Source organism: Paucisalibacillus algeriensis (assembly GCF_000577245.1).
GTDB lineage: Bacteria > Bacillota > Bacilli > Bacillales > Amphibacillaceae > Ornithinibacillus.
Genome location: NZ_CBYO010000014.1, coordinates 421,323 through 439,428, shown reverse-complemented (window position 1 = coordinate 439,428; position 18,106 = coordinate 421,323). Strand labels below are relative to the sequence as shown.

At 35.7% G+C, this 18,106-nt stretch carries 16 protein-coding genes; 15 read left to right on the top strand and 1 reads right to left on the bottom strand.

The window, feature by feature from the left end; all coding sequences use genetic code 11:
- Positions 1-39 precede the first annotated feature (39 nt).
- The 5 genes from accD (at position 40) to TY11_RS11780 (ending at position 5,502) form a co-directional block, all read left to right on the top strand.
- Complete coding sequence (gene accD / locus TY11_RS11800; RefSeq protein WP_042146347.1) at positions 40-900, top strand: acetyl-CoA carboxylase, carboxyltransferase subunit beta; 861 nt, start codon at positions 40-42, stop codon at positions 898-900.
- Entirely contained in the window at positions 897-1,853 is a 957-nt protein-coding gene (accA, locus tag TY11_RS11795; protein WP_042146346.1) for an acetyl-CoA carboxylase carboxyl transferase subunit alpha, read from the top strand. The genes accD and accA overlap by 4 nt, the downstream gene beginning before the upstream one ends.
- A gap of 310 nt (positions 1,854-2,163) precedes the next feature.
- Positions 2,164-3,123 carry a 6-phosphofructokinase gene (gene pfkA, locus TY11_RS11790; RefSeq protein WP_042146345.1) on the top strand — a complete coding sequence of 320 codons (960 nt, stop codon included), beginning with the start codon at positions 2,164-2,166 and terminating at the stop codon, positions 3,121-3,123.
- A gap of 18 nt (positions 3,124-3,141) precedes the next feature.
- Positions 3,142-4,902, top strand: coding sequence for a pyruvate kinase (gene pyk / locus TY11_RS11785; protein ID WP_042146344.1), 1,761 nt, complete (start codon positions 3,142-3,144; stop codon positions 4,900-4,902).
- Between the two features lie 213 nt (positions 4,903-5,115).
- On the top strand, positions 5,116-5,502 hold the full coding sequence (locus tag TY11_RS11780) for an FxsA family protein (protein ID WP_042146343.1): 387 nt from the start codon (positions 5,116-5,118) through the stop codon (positions 5,500-5,502).
- A gap of 2 nt (positions 5,503-5,504) precedes the next feature.
- Here TY11_RS11780 and ytvI read toward each other — a convergent pair whose 3' ends face one another.
- A complete protein-coding gene (gene ytvI, locus TY11_RS11775; protein WP_052345812.1) occupies positions 5,505-6,611 on the bottom strand; it encodes a sporulation integral membrane protein YtvI in 1,107 nt (368 codons plus the stop codon).
- Positions 6,612-6,925: 314 nt separating this feature from the next.
- On the opposite strand from ytvI, the gene citZ reads away from it, so the two are divergent.
- The 10 genes from citZ to TY11_RS11725 all read left to right on the top strand — a co-directional run bounded on the left by citZ (position 6,926) and on the right by TY11_RS11725 (position 18,054).
- Positions 6,926-8,041 (top strand): citrate synthase, encoded by a 1,116-nt coding sequence (citZ, locus tag TY11_RS11770; RefSeq protein ID WP_042146341.1) that lies wholly within the window; start codon positions 6,926-6,928, stop codon positions 8,039-8,041.
- A 78-nt stretch (positions 8,042-8,119) separates the two neighbouring features.
- A complete protein-coding gene (icd, locus tag TY11_RS11765; protein ID WP_042146339.1) occupies positions 8,120-9,391 on the top strand; it encodes an NADP-dependent isocitrate dehydrogenase in 1,272 nt (423 codons plus the stop codon).
- A gap of 18 nt (positions 9,392-9,409) precedes the next feature.
- On the top strand, positions 9,410-10,348 hold the full coding sequence (gene mdh, locus TY11_RS11760; protein WP_042146338.1) for a malate dehydrogenase: 939 nt from the start codon (positions 9,410-9,412) through the stop codon (positions 10,346-10,348).
- A gap of 351 nt (positions 10,349-10,699) precedes the next feature.
- A complete protein-coding gene (locus tag TY11_RS11755) occupies positions 10,700-11,392 on the top strand; it encodes a response regulator transcription factor (protein WP_042146335.1) in 693 nt (230 codons plus the stop codon).
- A complete protein-coding gene (pnpS, locus tag TY11_RS11750) occupies positions 11,389-12,753 on the top strand; it encodes a two-component system histidine kinase PnpS (protein ID WP_231495810.1) in 1,365 nt (454 codons plus the stop codon). The genes TY11_RS11755 and pnpS overlap by 4 nt, the downstream gene beginning before the upstream one ends.
- Positions 12,754-13,112: 359 nt before the next feature.
- Complete coding sequence (polA, locus tag TY11_RS11745; protein ID WP_042146333.1) at positions 13,113-15,749, top strand: DNA polymerase I; 2,637 nt, start codon at positions 13,113-13,115, stop codon at positions 15,747-15,749.
- A 12-nt stretch (positions 15,750-15,761) separates the two neighbouring features.
- Positions 15,762-16,589 carry a DNA-formamidopyrimidine glycosylase gene (gene mutM / locus TY11_RS11740; RefSeq protein WP_042146332.1) on the top strand — a complete coding sequence of 276 codons (828 nt, stop codon included), beginning with the start codon at positions 15,762-15,764 and terminating at the stop codon, positions 16,587-16,589.
- Between the two features lie 12 nt (positions 16,590-16,601).
- Positions 16,602-17,204: a dephospho-CoA kinase gene (gene coaE, locus TY11_RS11735; RefSeq protein ID WP_042146330.1), complete on the top strand. Its 603-nt coding sequence runs from the start codon at positions 16,602-16,604 to the stop codon at positions 17,202-17,204.
- Between the two features lie 194 nt (positions 17,205-17,398).
- The gene (locus TY11_RS11730; protein WP_042146328.1) at positions 17,399-17,605 is read left to right on the top strand and encodes a helix-turn-helix transcriptional regulator; all 207 of its coding nucleotides are present in this window, start codon (positions 17,399-17,401) and stop codon (positions 17,603-17,605) included.
- A complete protein-coding gene (locus tag TY11_RS11725; RefSeq protein WP_042146326.1) occupies positions 17,602-18,054 on the top strand; it encodes a hypothetical protein in 453 nt (150 codons plus the stop codon). The genes TY11_RS11730 and TY11_RS11725 overlap by 4 nt, the downstream gene beginning before the upstream one ends.
- Positions 18,055-18,106: the final 52 nt, after the last annotated feature.

The window sequence follows — 18,106 nt, the reverse complement described above, 5'->3', positions numbered from 1 at the left end:
CAAGTATAGTGGTTGGTTATGAAAAGGGGGACTTATATCTTGCTTAAAGATCTTTTTAATAAGAAGAAGAAATACGCCTCTATCCCGACTGAAGGATCAAAGGTTGATATTCCAGAAGGATTAATGAAGAAGTGTGATAAATGTAATAAAATTATTTATCGCAAGGAATTGAGTACGAATTTAAATGTATGTCCAAACTGTGGTCATCATCATCAATTAAGTGCATGGGAACGTATTAATAGTTTATTTGATGAGGGCACATTTATTGAATGGGATAGTAATTTAATAACTTCAAACCCATTAGATTTTCCGGGATATGATGAAAAAATGGAGAAGGACCGGGAAAAAACTGGGCTAAATGAAGGTGTTGTCACTGGTAAAGGTTTAATAGATGGACAAGAAACCGCATTTGCTGTAATGGACTCAAGATATCGAATGGGTAGTATGGGCTCTGTAATGGGTGAAAAAATTGCTAGAGCAATTGAAAATGCTAGAAAGGAATCTATACCATTCATTATCTTTACTGCATCTGGCGGAGCAAGAATGCAAGAAGGCGTTCTAAGTTTAATGCAGATGTCCAAAACATCAGTGGCAATTAAACGATTTTCGGATGCTGGTGGACTAATGATTTCAGTCATGACTCACCCTACAACCGGTGGGGTTTCAGCTAGTTTTGCCTCTCTAGGAGACTATAACTTTGCTGAACCAGGTGCATTAATCGGCTTTGCCGGAAGACGTATTATTGAGCAAACAACTAGGGAAAAGTTACCAGATGACTTTCAAACTGCAGAGTTCTTGTTAAAGCATGGACAACTAGATAAAGTAATCCATCGCCATGATCTAAACAATGTTTTAGGAACACTGCTTAAGATGCATCAGAAGGGGGCTCGTCCTGAATGAAGCAAATACTAGAATTTGAAAAACCAATAGTGAATTTAAAAGAAAAAATTGCTGAGTTAAAGAAGTTTACAGGAGAAAGTGATATAGATTTGTCCCAAGAAATTTCTACCCTTGAAAAGCGTTTAGAAGATTTAGAGGATAATATTTATGGTAACTTGAAACCTTGGCAACGTGTTCAGATGGCAAGACATCAAGAAAGACCAACCACTTTAGATTATATTGACGAATTGTTCACGAATTTTCTTGAATTCCATGGAGACCGAAACTTTGGTGATGATGAGGCAATTGTATCAGGTATTGCTTATTACAAGGACATGCCTGTAACTGTTATTGGTCATCAACGTGGTAAAAACACGAAAGAAAATATTCGTCGTAATTTTGGAATGCCGCACCCTGAAGGGTATCGTAAAGCTTTAAGACATATGAAACAGGCTGAGAAGTTTAACCGACCTATTATTTGTTTTATTGATACAAAGGGAGCTGATCCTGGTAAGGAATCTGAGGAACGCGGTCAGAGTGAAGCAATTGCAAGAAACTTAATGGAGATGGCAGGTCTTAAGGTCCCAGTAATATGTATTGTTATTGGTGAAGGTGGAAGTGGTGGAGCGCTTGCTCTAGGTGTTGGAGACCGCATTTTTATGCTAGAAAACTCAACCTACTCTGTTATCTCTCCAGAAGGTGCAGCAGCACTCTTATGGAAAGACTCTGGACTTGCTCAGCGAGCTGCTGAATCCATGAGGATCACAGCGCCAGATCTATTTGAACTTGGAATTATAGATGAAATTATTCCAGAACCTAAGGGTGGAGCTCATCGAGATATTAAACAACAAGCAAAAAACATCGATGTTGTTATAGACAAATCACTTAAAGAATTAATTAATTTATCTAACGATGAATTATTAGAGCTAAGATGGGAAAAATATAAAGAAATTGGAGAATACAAGGAACTGTAAAAAGAGCTGTCTCATACAGGGGGGATTCCCCCTTGGGACAACTTTTTTTATTTGTTTTGTAATGGGTATAACGTAATTCCAATATGTTTTACTTATTCATTCGAATCATTAGAATAAGTAAAACACATATCAATAAACTAGCTAATTTCAGCGTTTTTTATTGATATTTTAAGATTTTAAGCTTATCTTGTAATGGAAGGTTAGCAATTTCGGCTACTATAAATTAGGTTTACGTACCACTACTAATCGTAGTAAACCAAACTATCAAGTACATACTAAAACTGAAAATGATCATAGAGGTGGGAATGGTATGAAGAGACTAGGAATACTGACGAGCGGCGGAGATGCCCCGGGGATGAATGCAGCAATACGAGCAGTTGTAAGAAAATGCATTTATCATGATGTTGAAATATATGGAATTAAGAATGGCTACCAAGGATTAATGGAAGGAAATATTGAAAAAATGGATGTTGGTTCTGTTGGAGACATTATTCAACGTGGCGGAACGATGCTTTATTCGGCTAGAAGTGAAGAATTTAAGACAGAAGAAGGTCAACAGAAAGGTATAGAGCAATTAAAGAAATTTGGAATACAAGGATTAATTGTAATTGGTGGTGACGGAAGTTTCCGTGGTGCTCAAAAATTAACAGAAAAAGGATTTCCTTGTATTGGTGTTCCAGGTACAATAGATAATGATATCCCCGGTACTGATTTTACAATCGGCTTTGATACTGCCCTCAACACAATTATTGAGGCTATTGATAAAATTAGAGACACGGCTACTTCGCATGAACGTACATATATAATCGAGGTTATGGGAAGAGATGCTGGTGATTTAGCTCTTTGGGCTGGACTTGCAGATGGAGCGGAATCTATTCTTATTCCAGAGAAAAAGGATGATTTAGATGAAGTAGTATCACGTCTAAAGCGTGGTATTGAACGTGGGAAAAAACATAGTATTATTATTTTAGCTGAGGGTGTAGGAAGTGGGATTGAATATGGCGAAATGATCAGTAATGCTGCTAAACTAGAAACAAGAGTTACCGTTCTTGGTCATATTCAACGTGGAGGATCGCCTACCGCAAATGACCGTGTACTAGCTAGTCGATTAGGTGCAAAGGCTGTAGATTTACTATTGGCAGGAAAAGCTGGACGTATGGTTGGTATCCAAAATAATCAATTAGTAGATCATGATATTAATGATATTTTGAACAAAAAGCACTCCATTGATGAAGAAATGTACCAATTATCTAAGGAATTATCGATATAATTTAGGAGGAATTTATTCATGAGAAGAACAAAAATTGTCTGTACAATTGGACCAGCTTCAGAATCGGTGGAAACATTGGTAAATTTAATGGAAGCTGGGATGAATGTGGCACGCCTGAATTTTTCCCATGGGGATTATGAAGAGCATGGTGCACGAATTAAAAATATTAGAGAAGCCGCTGAAAAGACCGGGAAGACTATTGCCATCCTACTTGATACAAAAGGTCCTGAGATTCGTACAGGTAATTTTAAAGAAGGACAAGCAGAACTTATACAAGGTAATACCGTATTTGTTTCTATGAATGAAGTTGAGGGTACTGCCGAACGTTTTTCCATTACCTACCCAGGATTAATTGATGATGTTCATGTTGGATCTAAAATCTTACTAGATGACGGATTAATCGAACTGGAAGTATTGGAAATTGATCAAGTTAACAAAGAATTAAAAACAGTGGCACTTAACTCCGGACTAATAAAGAATAAAAAAGGTGTTAACGTTCCAAATGTTTCCGTAAATCTTCCGGGTATTACAGAAAAGGATGCAAATGATATTATGTTTGGTATCGAACAAGATGTTGACTTTATTGCTGCTTCCTTTGTACGTAGACCTTCCGATATTTTAGAGATTAAAGAATTACTTGAGCAACAAAATGCAACCCATATTCAGCTTATACCTAAAATCGAAAACCAAGAGGGCGTTGATAATATTGACAGCATCCTTGAGATTAGTGATGGTTTAATGGTTGCTCGCGGGGACTTAGGTGTCGAAATACCGGCAGAAGATGTACCACTCGTACAAAAAATGTTGATTCAAAAATGTAACACAGTTGGTAAGCCAGTCATTACAGCAACTCAAATGCTGGATTCCATGCAACGAAATCCGCGTCCAACAAGGGCAGAAGCATCGGATGTGGCGAATGCTATTTTTGATGGAACAGACGCTATTATGCTTTCTGGAGAAACTGCAGCTGGAAATTATCCAGTTGAATCTGTTAGAACGATGAATAACATTGCCGAAAAGACTGAAACAGCCCTTGATCATCAGTCCATTCTAAAAAACCGTAGTCAATTAGTTGATATGACAATAACCGATGCAATTAGTCAATCTGTAACACATACGGCTATGAACCTATCTGTAAGTGCAATTGTTACTCCAACAGAAAGTGGACATACGGCTCGAATGATTTCTAAGTATAGACCAAAAGCTCCGATTGTTGCTGTGACTCATGATGAGCGTGTTAACCGTCAGTTATCGTTGGTTTGGGGTGTCAATGCTATCTCTGGTGAAAGAGCAAACTCAACAGATGAAATGCTTGATAATGCAATTGAATTAGGGCTTACCAAAAACCTACTTAAACGTGGCGACCGAGTAGTGATTACAGCAGGTGTTCCTGTTGGAGAAACTGGTGCAACGAACATTATGAAAGTTCATATTATTGGTGATGTCATAGCCAAAGGTCAAGGTATTGGAAAGCGCAATGCATATGGAAGAGCAGTGATTGTAAAGAATGCAGAAGAAGCACTCAGCAAGGTACAGCAAGGAGATATTATTGTTACGTATGGTACTGACCGTGATATGATGCCGGCAATCGAAAAGTCTGCTGGTATTGTAACTCTCGAAGGTGGATTAACCTCACATGCGGCAGTAGTAGGATTAAGTCTAGGAATCCCAGTTGTCGTTGGTGTGGAAAATGCATTCGAATTAATAAAAGACGGTGAAGATATAACAATCGACAGTACAAAAGGTGATATTTATAAAGGTCATGCTGGAGTACTATAAATTGGCTAAGGATATCTAAGTTGATTGTTATTCTTTAATAGTAGTTTTACGTTGTAATGTACAATTTTAAGAGGCTGAGACAAAACTTTTAGTGTGATTCCATTGACGAACAATGCGCAATATTTCCGGACCGGGTATATGCACCTACCATCAATTTGTTCGGTTTTAATACACTTTAGTCACAGCCTCTTTTCCATGAAAGGGTAGATGTTCATGAAATGGTTGCTATTTTTTCTAGTTTTATCTGCAGCAGAGATTGGATTATTTGTTTGGGCTGGTGGGATTATTGGACCATGGTGGGTCGTTATTCTCATCTTACTAACAGGATTCATAGGAGTCTCTTTGGCCAAAAAAGAAGGTTTGGAAACCTGGAGACGTGCGCAAAGTGCTCTACAATATGGGCAAGTTCCTGCTAGAGAGATCATCGATGGAATATGTATCTTCGTAGGTGGGGTCCTTTTGTTTAGTCCAGGATTTATTACTGATGTTACAGGTTTTATACTTGTCTTACCTTTTACAAGAAAATTTGTAAAACCATTCCTAGGGATATTAATCAAAAGATTGGTAGATAAGAATAGGATTATTATCCACCGAAGATAATATTAGCCCTTTATAAAATGGAACAACTTGATGAATATACCAGATTGAAATAATACATAAACAGATATTAGAATAAGTGGTGCAATAACGACACCTGCAATTCCCCAAAGTTGAATGGTAACAAACAATATGATTAAACTAACCAAAGGGTTTATTCCAATGCTTGCAGATAGTATCTTTGGCTCAATCATTTGTCGAACTATGATAACTACCATATAAAGAATACTCAATCCAATTGTTAATGGAAAATCTCCCGTTATAAAGGTGTAAAGTATCCAAGGTACAAAAATAATTCCTGTTCCAATAACCGGTAATAGGTCAACAATTGCTGCAATTGCTGCAATAGTTAAGGCATGATCTACTTTCAAGATTACTAACCCCATATAAATCTGTACAGCTGATACAAAGATTAAGATGAATTGTGCTCTTATATATCCTGAAAATGCCTTTTTAGTGCCCTTATGAAGATCACTTATAAAGGCTAGTATATTTTGCGGAAGCACATGATGTAATTTTTCACTTAGATTATGCCAATCCTTTGTCATCATAAATGTAGCAAGCAGAATAAAGATGAAAATTGTAATGGAATTTGGAAAAAAACCAACAATTTCAGGTAATTGGCCAATAGCAGTCTGGATAATCTTAGTTCCGGTGTTTGTAAGATTCTCAAGAAAATTTTCCATGTTTTCTTGAATGGCAGTTTGCTGTGAAGGATCCAAGGATTTAAATAATGTAGCAATGTTTTGATAGATTGGTATGATTTGTTCATTTAAAATAGTTTCCATTATTTTCACTAAGGATTGTAAGTAGTCTGGAAGTTTTTCTAGTAGTGAGAACATACCTTGAATGATTTCATTTATTATGAAAACGATAATGCCAAAAAATAGCAGAAAAATAACGGAAATAACTACAATAGTTGCAACGGTACGTGGAATCTTCCATTTCAGTTCCAAATAGGTAACGGAAGGATTCAGCATTGCAGCAACAATAAAAGCAATAATAAAAGGATAAATATAGATAATAGTAAACTTTGTCATAAAGAATAAAAAAGTTAAGATTAGAAGTAAAAAAAATCCCCTAGCTATCGGTTCAATAAACTGCTTGTACAAGATAATAACCCCATTTAAAAGTATTGTAGGTAAGCAATCGCACAAGATGAATAGTGTTCAATAATAAGTGAAAAAATGGCCTTATCTATAAAACTATATGTAAACAAGAGAAGAAATATTATTAGACAAGTACTCATTGGAAAATAAAAACATGATACTAATTAAACGGTTTCATTTCACTTTAACCTAAAAATACTTTATAATTAGTTTGGGGTTGACGATATCCGATTAAATCACTAGGGAATTGTCGAAATTATTTAACATTATTCAATGCTTAATGTTAGAACAATATAGAAAAAGGAGAGGGTTTTATCATGACAGCAACGAAAGGTCTTGAAGGGGTTGTAGCAACACAATCATCAATTAGTTCTATCATTGATGACCAATTAACGTATGTAGGATATAGAATTGATGATTTAGCCGAGAATGCAAGTTTTGAAGAAGTAGTGTTTCTGCTATGGAATTTAAAATTACCAAACCAAGCTGAATTGGAAGCCTTTAAAAAAGAACTTGTTGATAATATGGAAGTCCCTGATGCAGTATTAGAACAATTACGTTCTTATGACTTAACCAGTGTTCATCCTATGGCAGCACTAAGAACCTCTATTTCTTTACTAGGATTATATGACGAAGAATCAGATGTGATGGAGGAAGCGGCGAATAGACGTAAAGCAGTTCGTATTCAAGCTAAAATTGCTACTATCGTTGCAGCATTTTCTCGCATTAGACAAGGTAAAGACCCAGTTAAACCACTGAAAGATGTTAGTTATGCAGAAAACTTTCTATATATGTTAAAAGGTGAAAAACCAAGTCCGATAGAAGTAGAAGCAATTGATAAAGCATTAGTTTTACATGCTGACCATGAATTAAATGCATCTACTTTTACTGCAAGAGTATGTGTTGCTACATTATCAGACATGTATTCTGGTATTACTGCAGCAATTGGCGCACTTAAAGGGCCACTTCATGGTGGTGCTAACGAGCGCGTGATGAAAATGCTTACTGAAATTGGCACAGAAGAAAATGCACTTCCATATGTTAAGGAAAAACTAGCAAACAAAGAAAAAATTATGGGCATGGGCCACCGTGTATACAGAAGTGGTGATCCTAGAGCTAAACATCTTCAAAAGATGTCCAAAGAATTAACAGCACTTACTGGCCAAGAAAAATGGTATAATATGTCTGTTAAAATTGAGGAATACATTAAGCAGGAAAAGGGTCTACCTGCAAACGTAGATTTCTATTCTGCATCTGTATACCATAGTATTGGAATTGATCATGATTTATTCACACCAATTTTCGCTATGAGTCGTGTATCTGGCTGGATTGCTCATATTCTTGAGCAGTATTCTAATAACCGTCTTATTCGTCCTCGTGCGGAATATGTTGGTCCAAACACACAAGAATATGTACCATTAGAAAATCGTTAAACATTAATCATGTTAGTTCTAATAGCCGGTCTTCCGGCTATTATTACGATAAGCTTACTAGTCTAGGAGGAATTATTTATGTCACAAGGTGAAAAAATAGTAGTAGAAAATGGTAAATTGAACGTTCCAAATAACCCGGTTATTCCATTTATTGAGGGAGATGGAACTGGACCAGATATTTGGGCAGCTGCAAGTCGTGTATTAGAAGCAGCAGTTGAAAAAGCATATAACGGAACAAAGAAGATCGAATGGTTAGAAGTTTATGCTGGCCAAAAAGCTTTTGATAAAACTGGTGAATGGTTACCACAAGATACACTAGATAAGATTGATGAATATAAAATTGCAATCAAAGGGCCACTTACAACACCAATTGGTGGAGGAATCCGTTCTTTAAACGTAGCATTACGTCAAGAGCTAGACCTATTTACATGCCTACGTCCGGTACGTTACTTTGAAGGAGTTCCTTCTCCAGTTAAACGTCCGGAAGATGTAGATATGGTTATTTTCCGTGAAAATACAGAAGATATCTATGCTGGCATTGAATGGCAAAAGGGTTCTGACGATGTGAAGAAAGTTATCGAATTCCTTAAAAATGAAATGGGCGTACATAAAATCCGATTCCCTGAAACTTCTGGTATTGGTATTAAACCTGTATCAGAAGAAGGAACTAAGCGTCTTGTACGCGCTGCAATTGAATATGCGCTAAATGAAGGACGCAAAAGTGTTACATTAGTTCATAAAGGAAACATCATGAAGTTTACGGAAGGTGCATTTAAAGGTTGGGGTTATGAAGTTGCCGAAGAAGAATTTGGTGATAAAGTATTCACTTGGGCACAATATGATCGTATTGCTGAAACAGAAGGCAAAGACGCAGCTAATAAAGCACAAGATGAAGCAGTTGCTGCAGGAAAAATCATCGTAAAAGATGCAATTGCTGATATCTTCTTACAACAAATTCTTACTCGTCCAAATGAATTCGATGTAGTAGCAACAATGAACTTAAACGGAGATTACATCTCTGATGCTCTTGCTGCACAAGTAGGTGGAATTGGAATCGCTCCAGGAGCTAATATTAACTACAATACTGGTCATGCTATTTTTGAAGCTACTCATGGTACAGCACCTAAATATGCTGGCTTAGATAAGGTAAACCCTTCTTCTGTAATTCTCTCTGGTGTGCTAATGCTTGAACACCTGGGATGGAGAGAAGCTGGTGATTTGATTACGAAAGCAATGGATAAAACTATCGCTTCTAAAGTAGTTACATATGACTTCGCACGTCTAATGGATGGTGCAACAGAAGTTAAATGTTCCGAGTTTGCTGATGAATTAATTAAGAACATGGACTAATCCATAAGGAGGAAACCAATGAGAAACAAGCGCAAAAAGATATCAGTCATCGGATCTGGCTTTACAGGAGCAACAACAGCATTAATGCTAGCTCAAAAAGAGCTTGGGGATGTCATTTTAGTGGATATTCCAACTATGGAAAATCCAACTAAAGGAAAAGCACTTGATATGTTAGAAGCAAGTCCAGTTCAAGGATTTGATGCTACTATTATTGGTACAGCCAACTATGAAGATACAAGAGATTCTGATTTAGTAATCATTACTGCTGGTATCGCTAGAAAGCCTGGAATGAGCCGGGATGACTTAGTGAATACAAACGCTAAAATCATGAAGTCTGTAACACAAGAAGTTGTAAAGTACTCTCCAGAAGCAGTAATTGTTGTATTAACAAATCCTGTTGATGCTATGACTTATACTGTCTTTAAAGAATCTGGATTTCCGAAAGAACGTGTTATCGGTCAATCAGGGGTTTTAGACACCGCTCGTTTCCGTACTTTTATTGCACAAGAGTTGAATATATCCGTGAAAGACATTACTGGATTCGTTTTAGGGGGACATGGTGATGACATGGTTCCATTAATTCGCTACTCTTATGCAGGTGGTATTCCTTTAGAAAAGTTAATGTCTAAAGAACGTCTCGATGAAATTGTTGCCAGAACACGTACTGGCGGAGGAGAAATCGTTAACTTATTAGGGAATGGAAGTGCCTATTATGCACCTGCTGCCTCACTAGTTGTGATGGCTGAAGCAATTCTTAAAGATCAGCGGAGGGTATTACCTTCTATTGCTTATCTTGAAGGTGAATATGGGTATAACGATATCTACCTTGGCGTGCCAACAATCTTGGGTGGTAACGGTATTGAGGAGATAATTGAATTAGAATTAACAATGGATGAAAAAGCAGCACTTGATCAATCTGCTTCGTCTGTTAAGAAAGTTTTAGATGTATTGAAATAAACACAGGCTTCATTCCACTAGTAAAGTGGGGTGAAGCTTTTTGTTTTACCCGCATACCAGAGCCTAAGAGGACATCTAATCATCATTTTGGATGGATATCTGAGTTTAATTGGATAAAAATAGTTAAGTTATAAATAGAATTAATTTCTGATAAAAGGAGTAAGACACTTAACATCCTGAATCCAATCTAAGATAATATAAATGGATTCGGGACTAAAGTTAGATAATCCCCCTATTCAATGTAAAAATTTATTTACAATAGCTTTCTATCATTTTCTTTACTCTGGTTTCATTGTAAGATGAAGATAGATAGTTTAGTTCGTAGCATAATAGAAATGGGGAAATGATAGTATGAATGAAAAAGTACTAATTGTAGATGATGAACAGTCTATTGTAACATTACTAAAATACAACCTAGAAAAAGCAGCCTTTACAACAGATGTTGCTTATGACGGTTTAGAGGCTATCCGAAAAACGGATAGCAATAGCTATGATTTTATTATTCTTGACTTAATGCTCCCTGAAATGGATGGAATTGAAGTTTGTAAGCATCTAAGAAGAAATCAAATTGATACACCAGTTCTGATGCTTACAGCGAGAGATGAAGAGTTTGATAAGGTATTGGGACTAGAAATAGGGGCAGACGACTATTTAACCAAGCCGTTTAGCCCTAAAGAAGTAATAGCAAGAATCAAGGCAATTTTGAGAAGAACGAATACGACAGGAACTAGCAAGACTAAACAACTAAAAGTAGGTGATATCACGATTTTTCCAGAACGATATGAAGCAGAGAAGAATGGTGATGTACTCACATTTACTCGTAAGGAATTTGAATTGTTGTATTACCTTGCCACACATAAGGATAAAGTATTATCAAGGGATCAATTATTAAGCGCAGTTTGGGATTATGATTTTGTAGGTGATACTAGAATAGTGGATGTACATGTTAGCCATCTACGGGAAAAAATTGAACCAAATACCAAAAAGCCAATTTATATTAAGACCGTCCGTGGACTTGGTTATAAAATGGAGGACCCAATGTGAGTTTCTTTTCATCAAAACTAATTATGCGATATGCATTAATTATATTGTTTATCATCATTCTAACAGGAGCTGTATTTAGTCAATTTACCGATAATATAATTGTTTTAATTATCGTGTTGTTAACAGAATTCATTATCCTCATGATGATGCTTCATTATGTATTTGATAAGTATGTGAAGCCAATTAAGAAGGCTACCGATACATTAGATGAATTAGTAAAAGGGAATTTTCGTGCTAGAATGCATCATCCTGTTTCTGGAAGTATGGCCTCGTTACTGATGAAAATTAATAAGCTTGCTCGTAGTTTAAGTGAATTATCCATTAATGAAAAAATCCAGGCGGAACAATTAACAACGGTTATAGAAAATATTCAAAGTGGATTAATATTAATCGATGAAAAAGGATATATACACCTGGTAAATAAAAACTTCCTTTCCATTTTTGGCAATACAGATAAGGATTATATCGGTTATTTGTATTATGATGTATTAGATAATGAAATATTGCATAAAACGATTCAACATACATTTTTATATGAAAAAAATGTTAAAGAATCCATTATGGTCGAAAATGGTTTAAAGCAATATTTTGAAATTGTAGGAGCTCCGATATTTGATGAACGTAATATGTTAAAAGGTGCTGTATTAGTTTTATATGATATAACGGAATTAAAGAAATTGGAAACGATGCGAAAAGACTTTGTTGCAAATGTTTCCCATGAGTTAAAAACACCTATTACGTCTATTCGGGGATTCTCCGAAACATTACTTGATGAGGATCTTAATGATAAGGATACAGCGCGGCATTTCCTAGGAATTATTAATGAAGAAAGCAAACGTCTGCAAACCTTAATTCAAGATTTGCTTACATTATCAAAGTTAGAGAAGGACGATTCGAGAATACAACTTTCTACTGTTGATTTGTCTGAAGTCATTAAGGAAGTTATTCCTGTTCTTAGTCAATATTCTGAACGAAAAGAAATTACATTAAATGTACAAAGTGGGAGTACCTTAAAGTTTAGTGCGGACTTATCTGGTGTCAAACAAGTCCTCATTAACCTACTAGAAAATGCTATCAATTACACGCCTAAAGGTGGAGAGATAACACTATTTTCAGAAGAGCAGGAAGATTTTATTCATATTATGGTGAAAGATACTGGTATTGGAATTCCAAAAGATGCATTATCCAGAGTGTTTGAACGATTTTATCGCGTGGACAAGGCAAGAAGTCGAAATACTGGTGGGACTGGTTTAGGGCTTGCTATTGTGAAACATATTGTAGAACTTCATAAAGGAAGAATAGATATTGAAAGTGAAGTTAATGTTGGAACCGAATTTCATATTTATTTTCCAAAAGATTAAAAGGCTTAGTTAAAGAAAAATCCGAATTACGATACAAAATTCTTCTATTAGAATTTGTATTAGTTCGGATTTTTCTATTTTTGGGTAAAACTTTGTTTATAATTGATAGAAACTGTGCGGTAACTATTGACTAATATCTTTTTCTTACGGATGGAGTGCTAGGATACCGCTCCGGAATACTATGCTTTCCGTAGCGGGTACGTTGCTGTAACAAAATTCTCAAATACCGCATAGTTTCTATCGACTACTAATTAAGCTTATAACCTAGCATACAACAATCAACAGTCAATATTTTTACGACAGGTTGTTTAAATGGTAAAATAGACTAAAAGCGTGAGGCGGTAAGGAGGAATTTAGACATGACGAATAAATTAGTATTGATAGACGGAAATAGCATTACTTATAGAGCCTTTTTTGCACTTCCTTTGTTAAACAATGATAAGGGTGTCTATACCAATGCAGTCTATGGATTTACAACGATGTTACTTAGAATATTAGAGGAACAAAAGCCAACACATTTGTTGGTGGCCTTTGATGCAGGAAAGACAACCTTTAGACATAGTACTTTCAAAGAATATAAGGGTGGCCGACAAAAAACACCACCTGAATTATCAGAGCAATTTCCATTAGTTAGGGAATTACTTGACGCCTTTAATATACGTCATTATGAGCTAGAGAATTATGAAGCAGACGATATTATTGGTACATTGTCTAAGCAGGGCAAAGAAAAGGAATTTGAGGTTACCGTTATTTCTGGAGACAAAGATATGTTGCAATTAGTTTCTAATGATGTAACTGTAAATGTAACCAAAAAAGGAATCTCAGAAGTAGAAGCATATACACCTGAGTATTTGTTTGAAAAGATGGAGGTCACACCTGAACAGATTATTGAATTGAAGGCGCTAATGGGAGACACCTCAGACAATATCCCCGGGGTTCCAGGTGTTGGACAAAAAACTGCAACTAAGTTATTAAAACAATATAAAACATTAGATAACCTATACGACCATCTAGAAGAGGTTAGTGGTAAAAAGTTAAAAGAAAACTTAATCAATCATAAAGATGATGCATATATGAGTAAAGAGCTTGCAACGATTAACTGTGCATCACCAATTGAAGTATCAATAGATAACCTGTCATATGAAGGCTACTCTAGTCAGGATGTTTCAACTCTCTTTAAGGACTTGGGTTTCCAATCTTTATTAAATCGTATCGGTGCAGAAGAAGTAGTTGTAGAAACGCAAGAAGAACTGGAAGAGATAAACTTTGAAATAGTGGACGATGTTAGCCCGGAGATGTTTACAGGTGATGAAGCATTGATTATAGAAATGCTTTCTGATAGTTATCATACAGCTCCAATTGAAGGTATCGGTGTTGCTAACCGGGAAAAAGCATATTTTATTCCAACTGAAGTAGCATTAAAATCAGATGCGTTTAAAAAGTGGGCAGAGGATTCAAAGAGTAAAAAAGTTGTTTTCGATGCAAAACAATCTCTAGTTGCTCTATTAAAAAAAGGAATTCATCTACAGGGTATGACTTTCGATGTGCTACTAGCCTCTTATTTGCTAGATCCTTCTGAAAATAATCATGATATTCCAGCAATTGCTCACAGAATGGGTTTAAAGTCAGTCCTATATGATGAAGAAGTATATGGTAAGGGAGCAAAAATGAAAGTACCCGGGCAAGAAATACTTGCGGATCATATGGTTCGGAAAGTTAATACACTCCATATGCTTCAAGAAAGAATGGAAGAAGAACTTCGTGAACATGAACTTTATACATTATTGAAGGAACTTGAAATGCCATTAGCATTAATCCTAGCGGAAATGGAGCATACTGGTGTCCTAGTCGATGTTCCCCGATTAGAAGAAATGAGAACAGAATTAAAACGACGTCTCGAGGAAATAGAGAAGGAGATCTATAAACTAGCGGGGGAAGAATTCAACATAAACTCGCCTAAACAATTAGGTCCTATTCTATTTGAAAAACTTGGGCTTCGAACCATCAAGAAAACGAAAACAGGTTATTCAACAGCTGCAGATGTATTGGAACAGCTAGAACATGATCATGAAATAATTCCGAAAATCTTGTTATATCGTCAACTTGGAAAGCTCCAATCAACTTATATTGAAGGATTATTAAAAGTGGTTGATAAGGAAACTAGCAAAATTCACACTCGATATAACCAAGCTTTAACGCAAACGGGTAGATTAAGTTCAATTGAACCCAACTTGCAAAATATACCGATTCGTATTGAAGAAGGACGTAAAATTAGACATGCATTTGTACCTTCTGAAAAGGATTGGATTTTATTTGCAGCAGATTATTCTCAGATTGAATTAAGAGTATTAGCTCATATTGCCAAAGATGAGAAGTTAATTGCTGCCTTTAATAGTGGGCAAGATATCCATACTCAGACAGCAATGGATGTTTTCCATGTAAAAAAGGATGAAGTTACATCAAATATGAGAAGACAAGCAAAAGCTGTTAACTTTGGTATTGTGTATGGTATCAGTGATTTTGGGCTCTCACAAAACCTTGGTATTACTCGTAAGGAAGCGAAACAATTTATTGAACGTTATTTTGAAAGCTATCCAGGGGTAAAAGTATATATGGACGAAATCGTTCAAGAGGCAAAACATAAGGGTTATGTTACAACATTAATGAATCGTAGAAGATATTTACCAGAAATCACAAGCAGAAATTTCAATTTAAGAAGCTTCGCCGAAAGAACAGCAATGAATACGCCAATTCAAGGTTCTGCAGCAGATATAATTAAGAAAGCTATGATTGATTTAAAGGAAAAGCTTAGAGAAGAAAAGATGCAGGCACGTATGCTTCTCCAGGTACATGATGAACTTATCTTAGAAGCGCCAAAAGAAGAGCTTGAGAAATTAAAGGAAATTGTTCCAGCTATGATGGAAAACACTGTCGAGCTTAATGTGCCACTAAAAGCTGAGTATTCATATGGAGAAAGCTGGTACGATGCAAAATAAGGAGAAATTGAAATGCCAGAGTTACCAGAAGTGGAAACAATACGAAATACACTAAAACGTTTTGTGTTAAATCGTACGATTAAGGATGTCCATGTATATTGGGGGAAAATCGTAAAAAAGCCAGATGATGTAGAAGAGTTTAAGCAACTTTTATTGGGGCAAACCATACAGGATATAAAAAGAAAAGGCAAATTTCTGTTATTTGAGTTAGATGATATAACATTGATTTCTCATCTTAGGATGGAAGGGAAATACAGTGTTCATTATAAGGATGAACCAGTTAAGAAGCATACACATGTCATATTTGAATTTACAACAGATGAGGAACTTCGTTATAACGATGTTCGTAAATTCGGTACGATGCACATTGTGAAGAAGGGGGAGGAATTAATTCAGAAGCCATTAATTCAACTCGGCCCCGATCCGTTTGATAAAGGATTTACGTTAGATTATTTTTACAAAAAACTAAAGACTACAAACCGCTCCATAAAGGCGGTGCTGTTAGATCAAACTGTAGTTGCTGGATTAGGAAATATTTATGTTGATGAAACCTTATTCAAAGCACGGGTTCATCCGTTAAAAAAGGCTAGCAAGCTGACTAAAAAAGAAGTCGGAGAGGTTCGTAAACAGGCAATAGCGACACTAGAAGAGGCGGTCAAGCAAGGCGGAACTACTATACGATCCTATGTCAATAGTCAAGGGGAAATGGGAATGTTCCAACAGGAATTATCTGTTTATGGTCAAGAGAATGAAGAATGCCCGAGGTGTGGAAGATCTATTACTAAAATGAAGGTCGGCGGACGGGGTACCCATGTCTGCTTACATTGTCAAAAGCTCTAAAGGAGAATTAGTATGACTTTAGTGATTGGGTTAACAGGAAGTATTTCTAGTGGAAAAAGTACTGTATCTTCTATGTTTAAAGATATTCAGATTCCAGTTATCGATGCAGACCAAATTTCAAGAGATGTAGTGGAACCTGGTGAGGATGCTCTAAAGGAGATTGTTAGTGAATTTGGGAGAGACGTACTTTTTCCAGATGGAACCCTTAATCGAAAAAAATTAGGGTCGGTTATCTTCTCTGATAATGAAAAACGTAAGAAATTGAATTCGATTGTTCATCCTGCAATAAGAAAAAGAATGCTAGAACAGAGGGAATCTTATCTGGAAAATGGGGAACCCTGTATTGTCATGGATATTCCTCTGTTGTTTGAAAGTAAGCTGACACATATGGTTGATAAGATATTAGTTGTATATGTAGATGAGTATGTCCAACTGGAACGGTTAATGGAGCGGGATAACTCCACAAAAGAGGAAGCATTAGAACGAATTCAGTCGCAAATAGCACTAAAAGAAAAAGTGAAACAAGCAGATGCTGTAATTGATAATAATGGGTCCAAGGAAGCCTCCTATAAGCAGCTAAGAAATATTCTAGAAAAGTGGCAAGTTCTATCATAGTGGAGAATATCCTTGGTAATTAACAGGAATGACTATCAACGTTCAGTTTGATAGTCATTTTTTGCCTAGTTGCTATCCTATTAAAAGAAACTTTACGAAAATGATTGATTCTTTGTAAGGTTTACTTGACATTGGAAATAAAAATAGTTAATCTATATGTAAGGTTAACCTTACTTGTGAAAGGGTATTAGAAATTGAAAAATAATGTCAAAGTATTACGAGAACAAAACGGTCTAACACAAGCACAGTTAGGTGAAAAAGTTGGTGTTTCAAGACAGGCAATTAATGCAATTGAAAAAAATAAATTTGACCCGTCTATTTGGTTGGCTTATGACTTAGCGAAGTTTTTTAATATGTCAATCGAAGCGTTATTTGTTTTTGAGGAGAGTGATAGGAAGTGACTTTGTTAAAGGAGCCAATAGTGAATATTGTTTTTATAAGTCTATTGTCTTTTTTTTACGCATTTATCTTCATTTTTACAGCTGGTCATATGGAACTTGTAAGTATGCTGTCAAATGCCAAAACTTTAAATTCATCTTTTTGGAATGGGTGGTCTGACTATATTACTGAAGGAAAAATGCGATTTATTGGGTACATTATTATCGTCTTAACCATTGCAATTATTGGATTTATTATAGTGAAAAGAAAGAAGAAATACGATGAGTATCAGGTAAGTATTCTAGCTAAAAGTTTAATTGTTACTGGTATACTGTCAATCATAATGATTCCTTTTTTAATGCTATTATTACTAAGTGATCCAAACTATACAATAGAAACAATATTTCTTTTTGCATCTGTACAATGGATGGGTCTTTTGGTTTCATATTTAATTTATGTTATTAAGTTTTAGCATTATAAATGTTGTAAGCTGAACTTTTCCAATGTTTAAGATGCAATATCTC